The 18785-nt window shown below is 65.2% G+C and carries 20 protein-coding genes; 8 read left to right on the top strand and 12 right to left on the bottom strand.

Going from position 1 to position 18785, the window contains the following annotated elements; genetic code table 11:
* Positions 1-9 precede the first annotated feature (9 nt).
* The 3 genes from smc to GSQ90_RS06180 all read right to left on the bottom strand — a co-directional run bounded on the left by smc (position 10) and on the right by GSQ90_RS06180 (position 4829).
* A complete protein-coding gene (gene smc / locus GSQ90_RS06190) occupies positions 10-3468 on the bottom strand; it encodes a chromosome segregation protein SMC (RefSeq protein ID WP_158813893.1) in 3459 nt (1152 codons plus the stop codon).
* 203 nt (positions 3469-3671) lie between these two features.
* Positions 3672-4268, bottom strand: a complete 597-nt coding sequence (locus GSQ90_RS06185) for a DsbA family protein (protein WP_158814256.1) — start codon at positions 4266-4268, stop codon at positions 3672-3674.
* Positions 4269-4553: 285 nt separating this feature from the next.
* Positions 4554-4829 (bottom strand): DUF1153 domain-containing protein, encoded by a 276-nt coding sequence (locus tag GSQ90_RS06180; protein ID WP_158813892.1) that lies wholly within the window; start codon positions 4827-4829, stop codon positions 4554-4556.
* Between the two features lie 308 nt (positions 4830-5137).
* Here GSQ90_RS06180 and mnmA point away from each other — a divergent pair, with 308 nt between their 5' ends.
* Positions 5138-6361 carry a tRNA 2-thiouridine(34) synthase MnmA gene (gene mnmA, locus GSQ90_RS06175; RefSeq protein ID WP_158813891.1) on the top strand — a complete coding sequence of 408 codons (1224 nt, stop codon included), beginning with the start codon at positions 5138-5140 and terminating at the stop codon, positions 6359-6361.
* Between the two features lie 44 nt (positions 6362-6405).
* On the opposite strand, the gene GSQ90_RS06170 is transcribed toward mnmA, so the two are convergent.
* A complete protein-coding gene (locus tag GSQ90_RS06170) occupies positions 6406-7251 on the bottom strand; it encodes an SDR family NAD(P)-dependent oxidoreductase (RefSeq protein WP_158813890.1) in 846 nt (281 codons plus the stop codon).
* A 190-nt stretch (positions 7252-7441) separates the two neighbouring features.
* Here GSQ90_RS06170 and GSQ90_RS06165 point away from each other — a divergent pair, with 190 nt between their 5' ends.
* Entirely contained in the window at positions 7442-8365 is a 924-nt protein-coding gene (locus GSQ90_RS06165; RefSeq protein ID WP_158813889.1) for a DMT family transporter, read from the top strand.
* 8 nt (positions 8366-8373) lie between these two features.
* On the opposite strand, the gene GSQ90_RS06160 is transcribed toward GSQ90_RS06165, so the two are convergent.
* A complete protein-coding gene (locus tag GSQ90_RS06160) occupies positions 8374-9696 on the bottom strand; it encodes a cytochrome P450 (RefSeq protein ID WP_246731429.1) in 1323 nt (440 codons plus the stop codon).
* Between the two features lie 37 nt (positions 9697-9733).
* Between GSQ90_RS06160 and GSQ90_RS32090 the strand changes: the two genes are divergently transcribed.
* On the top strand, positions 9734-10054 hold the full coding sequence (locus GSQ90_RS32090; protein WP_210254851.1) for a hypothetical protein: 321 nt from the start codon (positions 9734-9736) through the stop codon (positions 10052-10054).
* Between the two features lie 769 nt (positions 10055-10823).
* Here GSQ90_RS32090 and GSQ90_RS06155 read toward each other — a convergent pair.
* Positions 10824-11816, bottom strand: coding sequence for a zinc-binding dehydrogenase (locus tag GSQ90_RS06155; RefSeq protein WP_158813887.1), 993 nt, complete (start codon positions 11814-11816; stop codon positions 10824-10826).
* An 88-nt stretch (positions 11817-11904) separates the two neighbouring features.
* Here GSQ90_RS06155 and GSQ90_RS06150 point away from each other — a divergent pair, with 88 nt between their 5' ends.
* The 4 genes from GSQ90_RS06150 to GSQ90_RS06135 all read left to right on the top strand — a co-directional run bounded on the left by GSQ90_RS06150 (position 11905) and on the right by GSQ90_RS06135 (position 13197).
* Positions 11905-12273, top strand: a complete 369-nt coding sequence (locus GSQ90_RS06150; protein WP_158813886.1) for a helix-turn-helix domain-containing protein — start codon at positions 11905-11907, stop codon at positions 12271-12273.
* A gap of 97 nt (positions 12274-12370) precedes the next feature.
* The gene (locus GSQ90_RS06145) at positions 12371-12607 is read left to right on the top strand and encodes a hypothetical protein (RefSeq protein ID WP_158813885.1); all 237 of its coding nucleotides are present in this window, start codon (positions 12371-12373) and stop codon (positions 12605-12607) included.
* A gap of 118 nt (positions 12608-12725) precedes the next feature.
* Complete coding sequence (locus GSQ90_RS06140; protein ID WP_158813884.1) at positions 12726-12908, top strand: hypothetical protein; 183 nt, start codon at positions 12726-12728, stop codon at positions 12906-12908.
* Positions 12898-13197 carry a type II toxin-antitoxin system RelE/ParE family toxin gene (locus tag GSQ90_RS06135; protein ID WP_246731428.1) on the top strand — a complete coding sequence of 100 codons (300 nt, stop codon included), beginning with the start codon at positions 12898-12900 and terminating at the stop codon, positions 13195-13197. The genes GSQ90_RS06140 and GSQ90_RS06135 overlap by 11 nt, the downstream gene beginning before the upstream one ends.
* Positions 13198-13286: 89 nt before the next feature.
* On the opposite strand, the gene GSQ90_RS06130 is transcribed toward GSQ90_RS06135, so the two are convergent.
* The 5 genes from GSQ90_RS06130 to GSQ90_RS06110 form a co-directional block, all read right to left on the bottom strand.
* Positions 13287-13748, bottom strand: coding sequence for an SRPBCC domain-containing protein (locus GSQ90_RS06130; RefSeq protein ID WP_158813883.1), 462 nt, complete (start codon positions 13746-13748; stop codon positions 13287-13289).
* 77 nt (positions 13749-13825) lie between these two features.
* Positions 13826-14401 carry a dihydrofolate reductase family protein gene (locus GSQ90_RS06125; protein WP_158813882.1) on the bottom strand — a complete coding sequence of 192 codons (576 nt, stop codon included), beginning with the start codon at positions 14399-14401 and terminating at the stop codon, positions 13826-13828.
* 134 nt (positions 14402-14535) lie between these two features.
* Positions 14536-15795 carry an MFS transporter gene (locus GSQ90_RS06120; RefSeq protein ID WP_158813881.1) on the bottom strand — a complete coding sequence of 420 codons (1260 nt, stop codon included), beginning with the start codon at positions 15793-15795 and terminating at the stop codon, positions 14536-14538.
* A gap of 90 nt (positions 15796-15885) precedes the next feature.
* The gene (locus GSQ90_RS06115) at positions 15886-16419 is read right to left on the bottom strand and encodes an SRPBCC family protein (RefSeq protein ID WP_158813880.1); all 534 of its coding nucleotides are present in this window, start codon (positions 16417-16419) and stop codon (positions 15886-15888) included.
* Positions 16416-16781 (bottom strand): helix-turn-helix transcriptional regulator, encoded by a 366-nt coding sequence (locus GSQ90_RS06110; protein ID WP_158814254.1) that lies wholly within the window; start codon positions 16779-16781, stop codon positions 16416-16418. Before GSQ90_RS06110 ends, GSQ90_RS06115 begins: the two co-directional genes overlap by 4 nt.
* A gap of 119 nt (positions 16782-16900) precedes the next feature.
* On the opposite strand from GSQ90_RS06110, the gene GSQ90_RS06105 reads away from it, so the two are divergent.
* Positions 16901-17992: an adenylate/guanylate cyclase domain-containing protein gene (locus GSQ90_RS06105; protein WP_174247447.1), complete on the top strand. Its 1092-nt coding sequence runs from the start codon at positions 16901-16903 to the stop codon at positions 17990-17992.
* A gap of 28 nt (positions 17993-18020) precedes the next feature.
* Here the strand turns inward: GSQ90_RS06105 and GSQ90_RS06100 are convergent, their stop codons facing one another.
* The gene (locus GSQ90_RS06100; RefSeq protein WP_158813878.1) at positions 18021-18737 is read right to left on the bottom strand and encodes a pentapeptide repeat-containing protein; all 717 of its coding nucleotides are present in this window, start codon (positions 18735-18737) and stop codon (positions 18021-18023) included.
* Positions 18738-18785: the final 48 nt, after the last annotated feature.

Here is an 18785-nt window from a genome sequence, read left to right as displayed (position 1 = left end):
TCGCCCCCATCAGCTCGCTTCTAAGAACCGCTCCGCCGCCGCCAGATCGACCGACACGATCTGGCTGACCCCGCGCTCGGCCATCGTCACGCCGAACAGGCGGTCCATGCGCGCCATCGTGATCGGATTATGGGTGATGGTGACGAAACGTGTGTCGGAGCGCTTGCGCATTTCCTCCAAGAGGTCGCAGAAGCGCTCGACGTTGGAATCGTCGAGCGGCGCGTCGACTTCGTCGAGCACGCAGATCGGCGAGGGGTTGGTGAGGAACACCGCGAAGATCAGCGACATCGCGGTCAACGCCTGCTCGCCGCCCGACAGAAGCGTCAGCACCTGCGGCCGCTTGCCGGGCGGGCGGGCGAGAAGCTCAAGGCCGGCCTCGAGCGGATCGTCGGATTCGATCAGTTGCAATTCGGCCGAGCCGCCCTCGAACAAGGTTCCGAACAATTCGCCAAAATGCTTGTTGACGACATCGAAGGCCGCAAGCAGCCGCTCGCGCCCTTCCTTGTTGAGGTTCTGGATCGCCTGGCGCAACCGCTTGATCGCCTCGGTCAGATCGTCGCGTTCAGATGTCAGCCGGTCGCGGCTCGCCTCGACTTCCACAAGTTCGTCATCGGCGCGCAGATTGACGGCGCCGAGCCGCTCGCGCTCCTGTTTCAGGCTCTCGAGCTTGCGCTCGACCGCAGGATGATCAGGCGGCGTCTCGCCGGTCTTGAGTCCGGCAAGCGCAGCCAGACCCAAAGGCTCAGCCTCCAGCTCCACCTGAATCGTATGCAGCAGCGCCTCGCGGCGCTGGCGCGCGCCTTCGACGCGCTCTTCGGAGGCCGCGCGCGCCTCGCGCGCCACGCTCATCGCCTCAAGCGCCGCCCTGGCGGCGCGATCGGCCTCCGCCAGACCCGTCTCGGTGGCGGCGCGCTGATCGCTCGCTTCTTTACGCGCCGCTTCCGCGGCGTCGATCTCGCCGATCAGCGCGCGGCGCTGTTGCAGGAAGGCGGTGGGCGCTTCGGCGAGCGTCTCCAGTTCGGCGCGCGCTTTTGTCTGGCGATCCTCGATTTCGACGATCTGAACCTGCGCCTTTTCGCGCCGCGCGCGCCATGAGGCCAGATCGGCCGCGATCGCCTGGCGGCGGCGCTCACGCGCTTCGCTTTCCCGTGCGATCGATTGAACCGCCGCGCGCGCCTCGACGCATTCGGCGCGCTCTTGCGCCGCCTGCGCGCGCGCCCGCTCCAGTTGCAGCGTCAATTCGTCGGTCGCGATCAACCCCGCCAGGGCCGCCTCGGCCTGCCGGCGGCGCTCGGCGGCCTCGTCGCGCGAGGCTTGCGCGCGGGCGGCCGCTTCATCGAGCGCCGAAAGCCGCGCCAGCACTTGTGCGCGCCGACGCTCGCTCGCGGCCATTTTTTCGCGCGCCGCGTCAGCCAGACCGCGCGCCTCGCGCGCGCGCTGCCTTGCGCCGGCCTCGGCGCTCGCTGCGTCGCGCAAAGCCGCCTGAACCCGTGCGGCTTCGGCTTTGGCGATTTCCGCCGCCTGACGCGCCTGCTCCGCCTCGATGGAGAGATCGCCAAGGCGATTCTTCTCGACAAGGCGGCGGGCCGCCGGAGTCGGCGCTTCGGCCGCCGAAACGAACCCGTCCCAACGCCAGAGATCGCCTTCGCGCGAGACGAGACGCTGGCCGACTTGCAGCAGCGGGCGCAAGGCGCGGCCCTGTTCGCGCGTGACGATTCCAATCTGCGCGAGGCGACGGCGCAAGGCGGCCGGCGCCTGAACGAGGCCGGCCAGCGGCTCGACGCCGCCAGGCAGCGCCGGGTCGGCGTCCTCGCCCGCCGCGTCCGCCCAATGCGCGGGCGCGGATGTGTTGGTCGACGCATCGAGGTCGTCGCCCAAAGCCGCGCCCAAAGCCGCCTCATAGCCCTTGGCGACGCTGGTTTGTTCAAGGACGGTCGGCCACAGGCCGCCCGACGCCGAGCCGAGCAGCTTGGTCAGCGTGCCGACCTCGGTCTCAAGCCGCTGCGCCTTGCGCTCGGCTTCGCTCAAGGGCGCGCGGGCGCGCGTCTCGGCCTCGCGGGCGCGCCCATGCGCCGCCTCGGCCTCTAGCGCATCGGTCTCAGCCTGCCCCAATGCGCTATTCAACGCCTCAAGCGATCGCGCCTGATCCTCAAGGTCCGCCTGGTCGGCGCCTGCGCCTTGCAGTCCGGCGCGCTCGCGCTCGATCGTTGCGCATTCCTCGGTGAAGCGGGCCAGACGGCGCGTCTCCTCGGCGAGAGCGGCGCCGAGCGCGTTGCGCCGCGCATTGAGATCGGACAAGGCCGCCTGCGCTTCGGCGAGCCGCGCCTCGCTGACCTGAAGGGCGCGTTCGCCATCGGAGAGGCGCGCCTGCGCCGCGCCGGTCAATTCCGCGCTCGCGCCGGACTGGCCGGCAAGCGCCGCCTCTTCCTCTGCAAGCCGTCCGGAAACGCCGGCCGCATCGTCGATCAACGCCGCTTCGCGCGCCAGATCGTTGGCCAATTGGCCGATGCGGCGCTCCAGTTCCGCCGTGCGCTCCTTGGCGCGCCGCTCTTCGCCCTCCAGCGCCTCGCGCGCCAGAACAAGGCGATGCAAGGCGGCGCCGGCGCGCGCTTCCTCTTCGCGCAGCGGCGCCAGGGCCGCCGCGGCGACAGCCTGGGCGCGGGCGGCCTCGGCCTGAACGCGCGTGCGTTCGGCGACTTCGCGCACGTCGGCCTCAAGCCGGCGCTGCGCTTCGGTGAATTTCGTCTCGCATTCGCGCCAGGCGATATGCAGAGCCAGCGCTTCGTTGCGGCGGATGTCGGCGGCGAGGCCCTTGTAACGCTGCGCCTGCCGCGCCTGACGCTTCAGGCCGTCGATCTGCGCATCGATCTGTTTGAGCACGTCCTCCAGCCGCAGCAGATTGTCTTCGGCGCCTTTCAGCCGCAGCTCGGCTTCGTGACGGCGCGAATGCAGACCTGACACGCCTGCCGCCTCTTCGAGGATGAGACGGCGCGCCTGCGGCTTGGCGGCGATGATTTCGCCGATCTGGCCCTGACGCACCAAAGCGGGCGAGCGGGCGCCGGTCGAGGCGTCGGCGAACAGCAATTGCACGTCTTTTGCGCGCACCTCGCGTCCGTTGACGCGATAGGTCGAGCCGGACTCGCGCTCGATCCGCCGCGTCACCTCGATCACCTCGGAATCGTTGAAGGCGGCGGGCGCCTTGCGGTCGGAATTATCGAGGACGAGGCCGACCTCGGCGATATTGCGCGCCGGCCGATTGCCCGACCCCGAGAAGATGACGTCGTCCATCCCCGAGGCGCGCATGCTCTTGTAGGAGCTTTCGCCCATCACCCAACGCAGGGCTTCGACAAGATTGGACTTGCCGCAGCCATTGGGGCCGACAATGCCGGTCAACCCGGCTTCGATCTTGAAATCGGTCTGGTCGCAAAAGGATTTGAAGCCGGCCAGACGAAGCCTGTCGAATATCATTGCCCGGGCCACCCTGTCCTAAATGGGCGCAAATCCGCCCCGCGGCGAATCGTCGGGGCTGGGTTAACCATCCAATACGGGATTTTGCACGGCTCGATCAATATCGCCTCTTTGCGGTCGCACGCGGCGCCAAACGCCCGCTACGCGCACACAAAGCGCCGCCGGGATCAAGGGCGGCCTGCCAGAATCCTGTGCGAAACGGCCTATTTCAGCAAGGGCTCCAGCACTTTATCGAAATCCTCGATCGGCAGCTCGCCGTTCATCGTGCGGCCGTTGACAAAGAAAGTCGGCGTCGAATTGACCTTGAACTTCTTGGCAGCGTCCTCGCGGGTCTGGTTGACCTGGTCGTAAAGGCCCTGATTTTTCAGGCAAGCCTCGAAATCGGCCTGCGAAATGCCGGCCTGCTTGACAGTGGCGGCCAGGGCGTCGATCGGTTTATCGACGAAAGCCCAACTTTTCTGCTGGGTGTAGAGCAGGTCGACGACGGCGTTGCGCTTGTCCGGCCCGGCGCAACGCGCGAGCATGAAGCCGGCGGTGGCGAGCGGATCGAGCGGGAATTCGCGCAGGATGAACCTGACCTTGCCGGTATCGACATATCTCGCCTTGAGCGCCGGCCAGGTCTCTTCGTGAAAGGCGGCGCAATGGACGCAAGTCATTGAAGCATATTCGATAATGGTGACCGGGGCGCCCGCCGGCCCCAATGCGATATCGGGCAACGGACCCGGCGCCATCAACTGGTCGACCGGAACCATGGCCTGCGCCGACGCGGGCGCCGGACCGAACGCAAGGCCAAGCGCCATCAGGCAGGGCGCGGCAAAGGCGAGAAACCGGCGGCGGGCGTTCGAATCTTGGCGGGACAGGCTGGCGGGGGTCACGGTCGCTCCCAAATGAATGCGCGGCGGCCGGAAGGAATCGCCGCCGCCTGGCTCAAAATACCTTCGAACAACAAAGTGGCAAGAAACGGACGCGTGATGAAAGCGATTCTGCCGGTCCGGGCTCGGGGAATTGCGCGCTATCGCGCCGGCTTGCCACAAAAAAACGCCGGCTCAAAGGCCGGCGCTTCCGTTTCGACGGAGCGATCGCTTTTACTGGCGATATTGCTGGATACGTGTCGTGCGCAGACCGGCGAGCCCGAATTGGTCGATCGACATCTGCCAACTCAGGAATTCATCGACCGTCAGCGTATAGCGCGAGCAGGCTTCGTCGAGAGAAAGAAGACCGCCGCGCACTGCCGCGACGACTTCCGCTTTTCGCCGGATAACCCAACGTTTGGTGGATGGGTGCGGCAGATCGGCAATCGTCAACGGGCTGCCATCCGGACCAATCACGTATTTCACCCTGGGGCGAAGCGTTTCACTCATGTTACTCTCGCATACTCGGACGCAAAGTTCATGATCGAGACATTAGACCCGCGGATTTAAGATTTACCTAAACCAGACCCGTCGATTTCCCCTAAAAAATGTCTCAAAACGCTCTGAATTGTTTCGATTTTATTATCAGAAGCCCCTCCGAGGCGGCTTTCGCCAGGCAGATGGCTCCGACAACGCTTATGGGGCGCCGCAGCGGCGCTGAGTCCGCGGCGCGGTCGTTTACGCCATTTCGCTTGCATCCGGCGCAATAATAACCATTTTGGCGGCCAAGCGCCCGGGTTGGCCGGGCTGGACCTTACATGCTCGCGCCAAGCCCCGCCCAGGATATCGCCCGCGATGTTCCCTTGAATTCGCTTGGCCTCGCCAAGGCGCCGTGGCAAACGCGCGTCGTCGTCGCCATGTCGGGCGGCGTCGATTCCTCCGTCGTCGCCGCTCTGATGGCCGCCGAGGGCTATGACGTCGTCGGCGTGACCTTGCAGCTTTACGACCACGGCGCGGCGACCCATCGCAAGGGCGCCTGCTGCGCCGGGCAGGACATTCATGACGCGCGCGACGTCGCCGCCAAACTGGGCATTCCCCATTACGTACTCGATTATGAAGCGCGGTTTCGCGAAAAAGTGATCGAGCCTTTCGCGCGGAGCTATGTCGCCGGTGAAACGCCGATCCCCTGCGTCGCGTGCAACCAGCACATCAAATTCGCCGATCTCTTCGACACCGCCAAAGATCTGGGCGCCGACGTGCTGGCGACCGGCCATTACGTCGTGTCCAGCGACGATGGGCGGGGCGGGCGGGCGCTCCACCGCGCCGCCGATCCCGAGCGCGACCAGAGCTACTTCCTGTTTGCGACCACGCGCGAACAGCTTGACCTGTTGCGCTTTCCGCTCGGCGGCCTGCCCAAGGCGCAGGTGCGCGAACTCGCCCGCCAGCAGGGCCTCGCCATCGCGCAAAAGGCCGATAGCCAGGACATCTGCTTCGTGCCGACCGGACGCTACAGCCAGATGATCGAACGCTTGATGCCTGGCGCGGCGAACCCCGGCGACATCGTGCATATCGACGGCCGGGTGCTCGGCCGTCACGCCGGCATTATCCATTACACGATCGGCCAGCGTCGCGGACTGGGCGTCGCCGCCGCCGAGCCTCTCTATGTCACGGCGCTCGACGCGAAGGGCGCCAAAGTCATTGTCGGCCCGCGCGAAGCGCTGGCGACGCGCCGCATTCGCTTACGCGACGTCAACTGGCTCGGCGACGGGCGCCTGGAAGACCTCGACGTACAGGGTCTCGATATCGCGGTGCGCGTGCGCTCGACCCGAGAACCGACGCCCGCGCGTCTCATGCCGGATGGAATTGTTGAACTGCTTGAGGCGGAGACCGGCGTATCGCCCGGTCAGGCCTGCGTCTTCTATGCCTCGACCGCGCCGGACGCGCGCGTGCTCGGCGGCGGCTTCATCCGCGCGAGCGAACCCTTCTCCCGAGAATCGGGAGAAGGCAGCCTTCGCGTAAGCGAAGGTCGGATGAGGGCCTAGAAGCTGGGCGTGTCGGAAAAAGGGACCTGCCCACCGAAACGCCCTCATCGCCCGAACCGCTCCGCCTTGTCATAGGCCGCGTTGATGCGCGCGAGGCGTTTCTGCAGCATCGGGCGCATGTCGGGATGCGTGAAAATATAGAGATCGCCGTCGACGATCCCCTGCAAGGCGCGCGCAGCGACTTCGGCAGGTTCGATGCCCGTGGCGACGAATTCGCGCACGCGCGCCGCATGCGCGGCGGCGGCTTCCGACAGCGGCGCATCCGCGTCGCTCGCAAGATCGGCCGGCGCATTGCGCTCGCTCTGCGCAATGCCGGTGCGCGCAAAGCCAGGGCACAGAACGCTGACGCCAATATTCGAACCGCGCAATTCGTAAGACAATGTTTCTGAAATGCCGACCACGGCCGCCTTGCTCGCGCTATAGGGCCCGTCATTGGGCTGGCCGAGCATGCCCGCCATCGACGCCGTATTGAGGAAATGGCCGCCCTCGCCATGGGCGCGCATGTGCGGCAGGAACACCGCGACGCCGTGCACGACGCCCATCAGATTGACCGACAGCACCCAATCCCATTGGCGATCGGGCAATTCGTCGATGCCGCCGGGCCGGCCGCCGACCCCGGCATTGTTGCACACGAGATGCACGCGCCCGAAAGCGGCGATCGCGTCATCGGCTGCCTTTTGCAGGGAGGCGCGATCGGCGACATCGCAGACGAAACCGCGCGCCCGATTGTTGTCGACCTTCAGGCCTTCCAGCGCCTTGGCCAGCGCCGCTTCCTCGATATCGGCGAGCGCGACATTCATGCCCTCGTTTAGAAACAGCTTGGCGAATTCCAGCCCGAAGCCGCTCGCCCCCCCGGTGATGAACGCCGTCTTGCCCTTCAGATCGCGCAATCTCGTCTCCTCCCTATCCTGCTTGCCGCGCAGGCTGCGCCATTTTTATATCGCCAACAAGGGCGCCAAGAGGATGCGGATCGCCCGATCCTACAAAATCGTGATGCGTGTTTCCATCGTGAACGCGCGCCGACGCCTTGCTTCTGTCCGGCGCGAGGTTCAGAAAATGGCGCGATGACGAAATCGATTCATGGCGGCTGACACTCTCGATTCGCGCGCCGATCGCCTGCACGCGACCTCTTCCGCCGCCTCGCGCCAGCGCATGCGCGCCATCGCCCTGATGTGCGCGTCGACAATCTTTTTCGCCGGGCTCGACACGTCGGTCAAATCGCTGAGCAGCGTTCTGCCGGCCATCGAGATCATATGGGCGCGCTATGTGGCGGCCGCCATCGTCGGGCTTGTCGCAGTGCGGCCCTTCACGCATCCCGCCGTTTTCCGCTCCAGCCGTCCCGTCCTGCAGATCATCCGCTCGCTGCTGCTGCTGGCGTCGACCACGACGAATTTTCTGGCGCTACGTCAGCTCCAATTGGCCGAAACCTCGACCATCAATTTCCTGACGCCCTTGTTCGTCGTGCTGCTGGCCGGCCCGCTGCTCGGCGAATGGGCGGGCGGCGGACGGCTCGTCGCGGTCGCGATCGGCTTCATCGGCGTCGTCGTCGCGACAGGCCCCGGAACCAGCGCCTTTCATCCCGTGGTCCTCGTCGCGGTCGCCGGCGTCGCATGCAACGCCGGCTACGCGCTGGCGACGCGCATGCTGGCGCGCTCCGATTCATCGCGGACGACGCTGACCTGGACGCCGATCGCCGGCGTCGTGCTGCTGACGCCGCTATTGCCCTTCATCTGGATCAATCCGCCGACCCTCTCCGCGCTGGCGATCATGGTGGGCATGGGCTTTTTCGGCGCGGGCGGCCATTGGCTGCTGATCCTCGCCCATGAGCGCGCGCCCGCCTCGGTGCTGACGCCCTTCAGCTATACGCAATTGCTATGGATGATCATCTCCGGCCTCGTCGTATTCGGCGACCGGCCGACCGGCGCGGTTCTGATCGGCGCTGGCATTGTCGTTGGCTGCGGGTTCTATCTCATCTGGCGCGAGCGGGCGGCGCGACAGAAATAGGACGCCCTTCACATTGCCGCGCCCTGCCGCCGCCGCAGGATCATCTTCATCCCATGCGCCGGCCTCAGCGTCACGCGCGCGACCGGCGACACGGGATGACCGGGCGCCAGATCGAACCGGAACGCGCGGAGCAAATGGCCGAGCACCGCCATCATCTCCAGCATCGCAAAGCCCATGCCGATGCAAACGCGCGGGCCGGCGCCAAACGGAATGTAAGCGTAGCGGTCGATGGAATCGCGATTGGCCCCCAGAAAGCGCTCGGGATCGAAAGCGTCCGGATCCTTCCACAACAGGCGATGGCGATGCAGTAGGAAGGGCGATACCGTGACCACGGTTCCCGCGCGAATGCGGCGGCCCGCCAGCACATCGGGACCGATCGCCTCGCGGCTCAGCATCGCGGCGGGCGGATAGAGCCGCAGCGCTTCCTCCAGCACCGCCTTCGTCACAGGCAGCGCTTCGGCGAAGCCTTCGACATTGGCCGGATCGAAATGCGCGTCGATCTCCGCCTCGACCCGCGCCCGCCAATCGGGGGCCTGCGAAAGCAGATAGAGCGTCCAGGTCAAGGCGTTGGCCGTCGTCTCATGGCCGGCGCCAATGAAGGTGACGATATTGGCGCGCACATCGTCTTCGCTAATGCCCTTGCCTGTTTCGGGGTCCTGCGCGGCGAGCAGAAGAGTCAGGATATCGTTGGGCGCGCCGGCGCCGGAGGCCAGCAGGCTCTTGCGGGCGCCGATGATATTGTCGACCGCGCGGGCGAAGAATTCGAGGGCGCCCCGTCCGCGCAGGCGTCCGAATCGCGGCAGAAACTGGGGCGCGCCGAGCAGATCGAGGGGATCGATGCGGCCGATCGTATCGAAATAGCGGGTCATCGCGACCTGGAATTCACTGGCGTCGCGGCCGAGCCCCTGCGAAAATAAAGTCTGCTCGAGCATTTCCAACGTCACCCGCGCCATTTCTACCGACACGTCGACAACGCGCCCCTCGCGCTTGGGCGCGAGGCGTGCGACAGCCGCGACGGCGACGCGATGCATGGCGGGCGCGAAGGCGGGAATCTGGCGCGCCGAAAACAGCGGCGCCAGCGCCCGCCTTTGCGCGCGCCAATCCTCGCCGTCGACGGTCAGCAGGCCGTTGCCGAGGCCCAGGCCCAGCACCCGCAATTGCAGCGCGTCCTTGCGGTAATTGGCTGAATTGTCGAGGAAGATGCGGCGCACCGCGGCGGGCTCGTTGACCACCGCCCGTTCGCCCAGAATGGTGTTGCCCATCAGGATCGGCTGCTCGTAATGGGCCTTCGACCAGATTTCGAGCGGATTGCGCCGCAGCGCCAGGATCATCCGCAACACTCCGATCGGCCCGTCATGCGGAACGGGCTTGGGCGGCCGGAAGGCAGTCGAGGGGATCGATGCAAGGCTCATCGGGGCGCTCGATGTTCGAGGACGCAAGGCTACTCCGCATGTAGGCGTCGCCGGGGCGATTGACGAGACGCGGGTTAGCCCCGGCGATCTGGAATTTCCTTGCTCGACGCCGAAAAAGCGCGGCGCCGGCGAAGGATACGTTTTTCGCGCCCTTGAAAACCCTCGGCAATTTTCGAGGTCCGCCAAATCTATTGCAAGCTTTTTTCGGGCGACATTGTTTGATATCAAGGGGTTGCAAGGGTTTACAGGCAAAAAAAAATTGGGTGCGCGTTTTTGAATTCTCCTTTCGGTGCGTGCGATCTCGCTTCGCGCGGGCGCTCAGGCCGCGGCGCGCGCGAGCGCCCTCGATCTGAGCGCCCATTCAAACCAGGCGCGAGAGGAGGATGGGGCAGAAAGTCACGATTGTCCAGAAAATATTTCTGTTAAACAGAAATTAGCGCGTTTCCCGACAGCGGCAGGAAGATGGCGATGGAGCAATATCTGGACTCTGAAGGAGATCCTCTGAGCCCATTGATTTTGCGAACCCGAACCTTCATGGCCGGACTTGTTCCGGCCATCCACGCGGCGCCGACGCGATACGCTTTCAAGTCTCGCGAGCGGGACGGCGTGGATGGCCGGGAGGAGCCCGGCCATGACGGCGGAGAGGCGTGCGAGATCACGCTCACGGCGCGGGCGTCATGACATTTTGGTGAGCGAGGCGGCCCAAAAGGCCGCTCTCGGGCGCCAAAATGTCATGGTCAGCAATATGCCGCGCCGACGAGACGCAGTCATCCCGAAGGGACCGAAACGAAGTGTAGGACCGGCGCAGCCTGCGGACGAATGCTTTGCATTCGCCTTGAGTTGACGGCGACTCGGCGGCGTGGCCCTTCCCCGGCACGCAGAGTCCGTCGCCACGAAACGGACATGAAGAAACGCGTGTGAACCGGTTCTGCGCACGATAGTGCACATCGCGTAGCCGAAAAAGGACGCTATTGCACGCGTTCCGACACCTCCGGACGGATAGCCATTATATATCCGCCGAGTCGCAGCCCCTCGCCGCGCCCCCCTCACGCCACCAACACCGCCTTCGCCCCCGGCGTCGCTTCAAATCTCATCGCTTCGTCGATCTCATCCAGACGAAACTCCTTGCCTATCCGCGTCCTGAAAAGCGGATCGTCGATCAAGCCCCGCAAATCGCTCAACGCGGCGCCGAGCTTCTCGCGATTCCGAACCGTCGCGCTTTCGAAATTGCTGAACCTCTTCATCGTCAGATTCCTCATCATGAAAACGACCGACGCGACCGAGATCGGCGCGGCGCCGCCGAGGAAGCCGTAGAAATAGAAGGTCGAATTCGTCGGCGCATGCGGCGCGAGGCGGTTGATCAACTCGCCGCCGACGCCGTCGAAGACCGCCGTCGCGCCAAGCTTCTCCGCCAGCGTCGCAAACCGGCCCTCGAAACTTTCCTCCGACGTCACGAGCACATGCTCCGCGCCCAGCCGACGCAGTTCCTCCTGCGCCGCGGCCGAGCGGACGAGGAACAGCACTGGCGTCTCGCGCCGCCGCGCCAGCGCCAACAGCGCCCGCCCGGTCGCCGAATGGCTCGCCGTGACGACGACGCTCTTGTGGCCTTCCTCGCGGATCTGTTCGAGGAACGCGTAAGCCGTAATCACATTGACGAGCGAGCCGCTATGGTCCCGCGCGCGGACGGAATCGGGGAGGATCAGGCAGCTCAGATAAGGAACCTGCGCGCGTTCGCACCAGAGCCCGATCGTCTCAGAACTCCGGTTCAGCGATCGATAGACCGCGACCTGCTTGCCCGCGAAGTTCTCCGGAACGCCCGCGCCGATCGCGGCAACGCGGCCGGCTCCCGAAGCCCCCCACACATCGTGGAGGCTCGTCGCCAGCGACAGGGCCGTGGGGCGCGCCAGAAACGTCTTGTCGCCGTGGTTGATGGCGCTGGAATCCATGTCGATCAAGACATGGCCGGCGGCCGGCTCGGTCGGCGTCGGGATCTCTCGAACTTCCAGCTCACGATTGGGCTTCACGCAAACAGCTTTCACGACATTCTCCTGTGCTCGTCGGCTGCAAGAGAAAATGCGGAGGCGCTAATTATTTGCAAGAACGGATATTTTTGTTAGTGCTCAGCGCATGAAGTTCGCCAACCCCTGCCCGGTCGCCTTCACCACCCGAATCATGGGCGGCAAATGGAAGGCGCGCATCGTCTGGGCGTTGATACGCAACGATAAGCTTCGCTTTTCCGACCTTCGCCGGGCCTGCCCGCCGATCAGCGACCGTATTCTGTCGAAAGAACTGAAGGAGCTTCAGGATTGGGCGCTCGTGTCCCGCAAGGAATATCCGGTCATTCCGCCCAAAACGGAATATAGCCTGACGCCATTAGGCTGGACGCTCGAGCCGCTGATGGCCGCCATGGCCGAATGGGGCGGCAAGCACCGCGAGACGATCGCCGACCCGGCCGACGCCACCGCGCGGCCGCCGCGCCGTCCGCTTCATGCGTGAATACGCTGCGCCTCACGCTTGTTTGAAGCGGCCGGCGCTTCTCGTCGGCGGCCTTCGCTCCCATCTACAAAGAGCCAAGGAGGCAAAGGAGGCAAAAATGACTCATACCGTGTTGAAAGCCGCCGCCGTTTTCGCGTTGCTCCTCGTCCCGACCGTCAGCGCCTATGCGGACGACCCCGTCGGCGTCATGCTGCAGGACCGCGGCGAGGCGCCCCGATATCCCGGGCCCGGACCAGTGCCCGAATTTACCGAGGGAGGGGTGTGCTTTCAGGGCATGCACACCGAGCCATTCCCGAATATGGACGGCTATCGCTGCGTCCGTAACCGATCTTAGCCACCAGGACTGCACCCTCGGCTGAGACACGCTAATTTGTGACAAAGCGTTTCGCATCGGGGCCGAAGGCGTTATAGTCGCCGCCATGATGACGACGCGCGCACTGCGAACAGACGTTATGCCATCGGCCACGCCGACCGAGGCGGAGCTTGCCGCCTGGGCTGCTTTGTCGCGCGAGGCGCAAGTGAGTCGCTACAGGGAAGCCCTGACGCATCCCGATTGCTGCGCCGTGAGCGGTGAGAGCATGGGCGACATTCTGGCGGCGGCGCGAGAACGGGTCGCCGCCCGCGATGATGGCTAGATTCCGCGTTTCTGTCCGCGCCCGCGCCCAACTGATCGACATTTACGACTTTTCGGAAGCCACATTCGGAGCGTATCAGGCTGAAGCTTATCATGCGGGCTTGGAGCGCACGTTTGGCCTTCTCGCGGATTTTCCGCGCATCGGCCAACCCGTAGACGAATTGGCGACAGGCTACCGCCGTTTTCGCTTCCAGTCGCACTACGTTTTCTACACGGAAGAAGCCGCGCATATCCTGATCCGCGCCATCCTTCACTGCGCCCAGGAGATACGCCCGCAGCTTTTTGATTAAGGCTTCGCGGCGTCTGGTCTTCGGCCTGGAATTTCCTGTTGCGCGGCCAAGCCTCGACAAACCACCTCTTTCTCCGCGCTGAGATGCCGTCAAGTCCCGCGCCGCTCGACGCCCCGATCGACGCCGGGATTTCGGCCCGCGGCCGCCATCGCGAGCCGGCTGAGATAATGCGCCCAACCCCTGTCGTGGCTGGCGCATTGCGCCGCATTCGGAAGACCGCTGTGGGTCATGTGCAGCAAGGTGCCGCCGTCCCGGTCGACAAGATCGATCTCGATCAGGCTCGATCCCGGCGGCACTTCCCCGCTTCCCTCCCAGCCGATGCTATAGGCGAGGCGATGGACCGGCACGACCTCGCGGAACGCGCCGCGCGCCGTGCGGGCGTGGTCGCCGCCGACGCCCTTGAGGAGATAGAGCCCGCCCGGATGCGCTTCGCTCGTCGCCTCGGCGCCCATCCAGCCTACGATCTTTTCCGGATCGGTCAGGAAGGCGAAAACCGTCGCAGGCGGCGCTGCGATCTGGATCTCGCGACGGACCACGAACGGTTCGCTCATCGACGTCTCCTCATGATGAAATTCGCCCGCTTGGCGCCCGGCCGCCGTGAGGCGCCGGCGCAACCCCGCCTTGCATCTTAGCCGATTGCGTAGATCAGGCTGACGCGCCCATCGGCAAGCTGTTGAACCTTCCGCAGTTCGAGCCCACGACGGCGTTCCGCCGCCGCAAACAGCGCCTTTCCTTCGCCGGCGATCAGCGGATAAACAAGCAGCCGCAGTTCATCCACCAGCCCGGCGTCGATCAGGCTCGCCGTCGTCCGGGCGCCGCCGATGAGATAAATGTCCTTGCCAGACTGGTGCTTGAGAGCGGCGATATCCTCAAGCCCCCGCACGAACCGCGTCTTTGGCCAGAGCGTCGAAGTCAGTGTGTTCGACAGCACATAATGCGGAATCTGCGCGGCGAAGCGGGCCCAGGCGATCTCGGCCGGCGTCGGCGCGCCGCCGGTAATCCAGGCGGGCTTGTCCGGCTCATTCTGTATCCCGGTCCAATAATTCTCGTAGCCGGGATACATGCCGGCCCCCAGCAGACAAGCGTCGATTTGCGGCGTCAGGTCGTAATCCTCCGACCACGCCTCGACCCAATCGGCGGTGCCTTCAGGTCCCTCCATCTTGCCATCGAGAGAAATCTTCATTCCAGCGATCAACTTCCGCATGACAACCTCCGTGCAGCGTCGTTCAGCCGGCATTTGCGCTGTCTGTTTTGGGGCGTGGGATTTGCGTTGGCGCTCCGTGCGAAGGAGCCGTTCGAGCGCATCCAGACGATCGGTCCAGAAGCGCTCGTCAAGGTTCAACGGCTGGCGGCCGCCGGCGTGGCCAAGCCTCGGTCCGGTCCGCCGCCCGCATTGTCCGCGCGCAGGGCTTTCGGGAAGGGCTTGAAGGTCAGTGCGATCAGGAACGCGCCGATGCCGATGCCCCAGGCGCCGATATAGAGCCAGCCGTAACCGCCGGAAGCGTCGCGGATCAGGCCTCCAGCCAGCGGGCCCGTCGCCATGCCCAAACTGCCGGCCATCGCCGTGCCGCCGATGATGGTCCCCATCATCCGCAGCGGGAAATTCTCCCGTGCGAGCACGGCGTAGAGAGGCATGACGCCGGCATAGATAAACCCAAACAGCACCGCGGCGGCGTAAAACGCGCTGAGATCGCGTGCGAAGAAATAGCCCAATGCGCCAAACGCCTGCGCGAGCAGCCCGCAGACCAGAACGCGCTTGGCGCCAAACCAATCTCCGAGAAAGCCGAAGACGATGCGCCCGCCCATGCCGGCCAGGCCTTCCACGCTGTATATCGAAACCGCAGCGATCAGCGGGATGCCGCAGCTTACGGCGTAGCTCACGGTGTGAAAGATCGGACCGGAATGCGTCGCGCAACAAAAGAAATTCGTCAGCAGCAGCGTGATGAATTGAGGCGATCTCACCGCCTGCCGCAGGGACATTTCAGATTGCGGCTCTTCGCCCGGAGAGGCGACAATATTTCCGACTTCCATTGCCGGCGCACGACGCACCAGCAACGCAACCGGGATCATCACGATTGCGACAAGGGCGGCGATGATCAGGAGGGACGTTCTCCAATCATAGATGGAGACGAGCCACGCCGCGAATGGCGCCATGGTCATCGGCGCCATCCCCATGCCGGCGGAGACGAGGGAAACAGCCAGGCTGCGATGGGTATCGAACCAGCCTGTCACGCAGGCCATCATCGGCGCGAAAATCGCCGCGGTCGCGCCGCCGACAACAAGTCCGAAGACGAGTTGAAACTCAATGAGCGACGTCGCCCGGCTCGCCAGCGCCAGGGCCGCCGCCAAAACGACCGACCCGGTCAACACGACAGGGCGAGGCCCCCAACGGTCCGACAGACTGCCCCAGGCGAGACTCGCCAGCGCCAGGGCGACAAAACCAATGGTCATAGCGCTGGAGACGCCGGTGACGGACCATCCGGTGTCGCGCGAGATGGGCAGAAGAAAAACCGGCAAGGAAAACATTGAGCCGATCGCGATGCAGCCAAGCAGGCCGCCGGCGGCGACAATCACCCAGCGATAACTAGAATTGGCCATAGGACATCTCCATTGCGACTACCGTTCTCCCCATCCGGAGCGACGGCGATGATGCCGACGCGCCCATAACGCGGACGACAGGGCTGCGGTTCAGGCCGGCAATCGCCGGTCGTATTCCTGCCGCAGGCGGCTCCAGCCATCCCAATACGGCTCCGGCTCCTTACCAGTCGCGCGGGCGACCAGTACGTCGAGATGCATGTGCCAGCCGGCGCCGATCATCAGCATGGTTGCGCGGTCGGTTATGCGGCGATGGATCACGGTGAGCAGCACTTCGTCGCCCGCCATTTTCAGTTCGAAAGAGACGCCGCCGGTCTTGCCCCAGGCGAAGGCGAGTTTGTGAGGCGGATCGAGCTCGGTGATCTGGCTCTCCATCCGGTGCTCGTCGGAGAAGCCGGCCGGCCGCTGGCCAGGCGGGTTGGTCAGCTCGTTGTTGCGCCAGACCAATTCGAAGGGCGCGCCGACCTTCATCTCCATCGGCCCCGACGCCAGCCATTGGCGGCGCAATTCGCTCTGCGTCAGATAGGCCCAGACGCGTTCGATCGGGCCGGGCAGCAGGCGCTCGATCTTCAATGTGGCGGGCTCGATCAGCGCGCCATAGGCTTCAAAGGTTGCGAGTTTGGTCATTCGTCGTCTCCTTTGGGGGGGCGGGATTGGTGGGCGTCCTCCGCGCGGAGGAGCTGTTCCAACGCATCCAGACGGTCGGTCCAGAAGCGCTCGTAGAAGCTCAGCCATTCATGGGCGTTGGCGAGCGGTCCAGGATCGAGGCTGCACAGATGCGTGCGGCCACGCACCTCGCGGCGGACCAGCCCGGCGTTTTCCAGCGCCTTGATGTGCTTGGAGGCGGCCGCGAGCGACATCGAGAAGGGTTGCGCAAGCTGGCTGACCGTCCGCTCGCCGCTGGCAAGTTCGCGCAACATCCGCCGGCGCGTGGCGTCGCCGAGGGCGTGAAAGATGGAATCGAGCGGCGCCGTCTGTAATTCAACCATGTAGTTGAATATAAGTGCGCGTTTTCGGAATGTCAACCTTCTGGTTGAATGATCGACTGAGGCCTGTTTCATGGGGATAGCGCGTGACAAGGTCGCCGCCTCGACCTCATAATCGCGCCATGCAGCTTCCCGCGACGCTCGCCTGGCTCGTCGACGCCGCCAGCGACACGCCGGGCGCCGACCGGCTGCTGGCGGAGCTCGGCGCGCGCCTGATCGAGGATGGCCTGCCGCTCGCGGCCGGCGCCCTGACGCTCGCCGTTCCGCATCCGCTGATCGCCCGGCGCACCTGGCTGTGGCGCGCCGAGAGCGGGGAAGTCATCGAGGCCTTAGGATTCGCGCCGGGAGGACTGGCGGCCATGCCGGAGGCGAGCCCATTCGACGATTCCGGTCGGCGCTGGCTCGCCGGAATCGCGGCGGGTCCCGTCCATGAGGATATTGTCGGGCCCGGGCCGGATGGGCCTTCGCTCAACTGGATCGGGCGGCGTCCGTTCACGCCGGGCGAGGCCAACGCGCTTCGCCAGGCCGCGCGCTTCGCCGCGGCGCCGCTTGCGGCGCTTGCCGCGCGCGCCACATTGACCGCGACTCTGGAAGCCTATCTCGGCCGGCGCAGCGCAGCGCGGGTGCTCGCGGCGCCTTTGCGGCGCGATGTCGGCGAGACCATCCAGGCGGCGCTGCTCTACGCCGATCTGCGCGGGTTCACGGCGCTGTCGGAAAGCAACCCTCCCTCGATGGTCATCTCGGCGCTCGACGCCTGGTTCGACCGCATCGCCGGCGCGGTTCACGCTTTCGGCGGCGAAGTGCTGAAATTTATCGGCGACGGCGTGCTGGCGATCTTCCCGGTCGCTGGAGCGCCGCGCGGCGCTTGCGATGCTGCGCTGCGCGCGGTCTCCGCCGCGCGCGTCGGCATGACGCATCTGGATGCGGCGCGGCAGCGGCAGGGGCAGCCGCCCCTGCCCTTCGGCGCCGCACTGCATCTTGGCGAAATGCTATGGGGCAATATCGGCGCCGCCGATCGCCTGGATTTCACGGCGATCGGCCCCGCCGTCAATCTGGTCAGCCGGCTGGAGGGGCTATGCCGGCCGCTTGGCGAGACCGTGCTTGTGTCAGGCGCGCTCGCCGCCCAGACCGAAACGCCGCTGATCGCGCTCGGAACGCATACGCTGCGCGGAATCGCGTCTCCTTGCGCTATCTTCGCCCTGCCTGAAGATTGACCTCACGCAAAACCAGCGAATGGCGCGGTCACCGCGAATGCGGACCGGCCAGCGTCGCTTGCGACCAATCGACTTCATAAGGAAATTGGGCGCCCCGCGACAGCACCGGGCCGCGAAAGATGGTCTTGTAGAGGAAGAACATCTCGCTGAAAGACGCCGCCTCGAAACTCACCGCCTGCGCGAATTCCGCATCCGAAAAAACCGCGGCCCGGCAGCGCATCCCGGCAAAGCTCGCCGGTCTTGCGAATTTTGCTTCTGAGCAATCGATCCGGCCGTCCGAACTCGGCTCGAACTCGGCCCGCACGAAGCGGCAATTGTCGAACCGAACCGCTCCGAGGAAGTCCGTGCGACTGAATGATCCCGCGGAACAGAATTCGGAATCGTCGAAGGCGACGGCGGCGCCGAAGCGGGCGAAGTTGAAACATGCGCCATCGCGGAACCGCGCCGCGCGAAAGCGCGCGCCCTGAGGAAACTTGGCCGCGATGAAGAGACCGGCGCCGGGAAATACGAAGCCGCTGAAATCGGGCGCGTCACAGAATTCGTGATAGCTGAACTGCGCGGCGGCGGCGCGCATCCAATGTCCCGTCGCCTCGTTCGTCGGATATTCGTCCGCCCGGCTGTCGCGCGCCCAGGCCCATTGCCCCGCCGCGACAAGCGCGCGCCGGCGGTCGATCATCGATCCCGCCCAGGCGTTCCACGCTTCCTTGCCTCGCGCGTGAAGGGCCAGCGACGCATCGACATCCATCGTGACCTCCCGGCGCTCATCGCGATGATCTTACGGGCTGGGAAGAGC

Origin of the sequence: Methylocapsa sp. S129 (assembly GCF_009765995.1) — a bacterium.
In the GTDB taxonomy this organism is placed as follows: domain Bacteria; phylum Pseudomonadota; class Alphaproteobacteria; order Rhizobiales; family Beijerinckiaceae; genus Roseiarcus.
This window is presented reverse-complemented; position numbering and strand designations above follow the sequence as displayed.

Bases quoted from the DNA above. Each gene is read 5' to 3' on its own strand.
- smc (WP_158813893.1), bottom strand. From the start codon at position 3,468: ATGATATTCGACAGGCTTCGTCTGGCCGGCTTCAAATCCTTTTGCGAC.
- GSQ90_RS06185 (WP_158814256.1), bottom strand. From the start codon at position 4,268: ATGGCGCTTGGCCTTGCGTTCGGTCCGGCGCCCGCGTCGGCGCAGGCC.
- GSQ90_RS06180 (WP_158813892.1), bottom strand. From the start codon at position 4,829: ATGAGTGAAACGCTTCGCCCCAGGGTGAAATACGTGATTGGTCCGGAT.
- mnmA (WP_158813891.1), top strand. From the start codon at position 5,138: ATGCTCGCGCCAAGCCCCGCCCAGGATATCGCCCGCGATGTTCCCTTG.
- GSQ90_RS06165 (WP_158813889.1), top strand. From the start codon at position 7,442: ATGGCGGCTGACACTCTCGATTCGCGCGCCGATCGCCTGCACGCGACC.
- GSQ90_RS06160 (WP_246731429.1), bottom strand. From the start codon at position 9,696: ATGATCCTGGCGCTGCGGCGCAATCCGCTCGAAATCTGGTCGAAGGCC.
- GSQ90_RS06150 (WP_158813886.1), top strand. From the start codon at position 11,905: ATGAAGTTCGCCAACCCCTGCCCGGTCGCCTTCACCACCCGAATCATG.
- GSQ90_RS06145 (WP_158813885.1), top strand. From the start codon at position 12,371: ATGACTCATACCGTGTTGAAAGCCGCCGCCGTTTTCGCGTTGCTCCTC.
- GSQ90_RS06140 (WP_158813884.1), top strand. From the start codon at position 12,726: ATGCCATCGGCCACGCCGACCGAGGCGGAGCTTGCCGCCTGGGCTGCT.
- GSQ90_RS06135 (WP_246731428.1), top strand. From the start codon at position 12,898: ATGATGGCTAGATTCCGCGTTTCTGTCCGCGCCCGCGCCCAACTGATC.
- GSQ90_RS06130 (WP_158813883.1), bottom strand. From the start codon at position 13,748: ATGAGCGAACCGTTCGTGGTCCGTCGCGAGATCCAGATCGCAGCGCCG.
- GSQ90_RS06125 (WP_158813882.1), bottom strand. From the start codon at position 14,401: ATGCGGAAGTTGATCGCTGGAATGAAGATTTCTCTCGATGGCAAGATG.
- GSQ90_RS06120 (WP_158813881.1), bottom strand. From the start codon at position 15,795: ATGGCCAATTCTAGTTATCGCTGGGTGATTGTCGCCGCCGGCGGCCTG.
- GSQ90_RS06115 (WP_158813880.1), bottom strand. From the start codon at position 16,419: ATGACCAAACTCGCAACCTTTGAAGCCTATGGCGCGCTGATCGAGCCC.
- GSQ90_RS06110 (WP_158814254.1), bottom strand. From the start codon at position 16,781: ATGGTTGAATTACAGACGGCGCCGCTCGATTCCATCTTTCACGCCCTC.
- GSQ90_RS06105 (WP_174247447.1), top strand. From the start codon at position 16,901: ATGCAGCTTCCCGCGACGCTCGCCTGGCTCGTCGACGCCGCCAGCGAC.
- GSQ90_RS06100 (WP_158813878.1), bottom strand. From the start codon at position 18,737: ATGGATGTCGATGCGTCGCTGGCCCTTCACGCGCGAGGCAAGGAAGCG.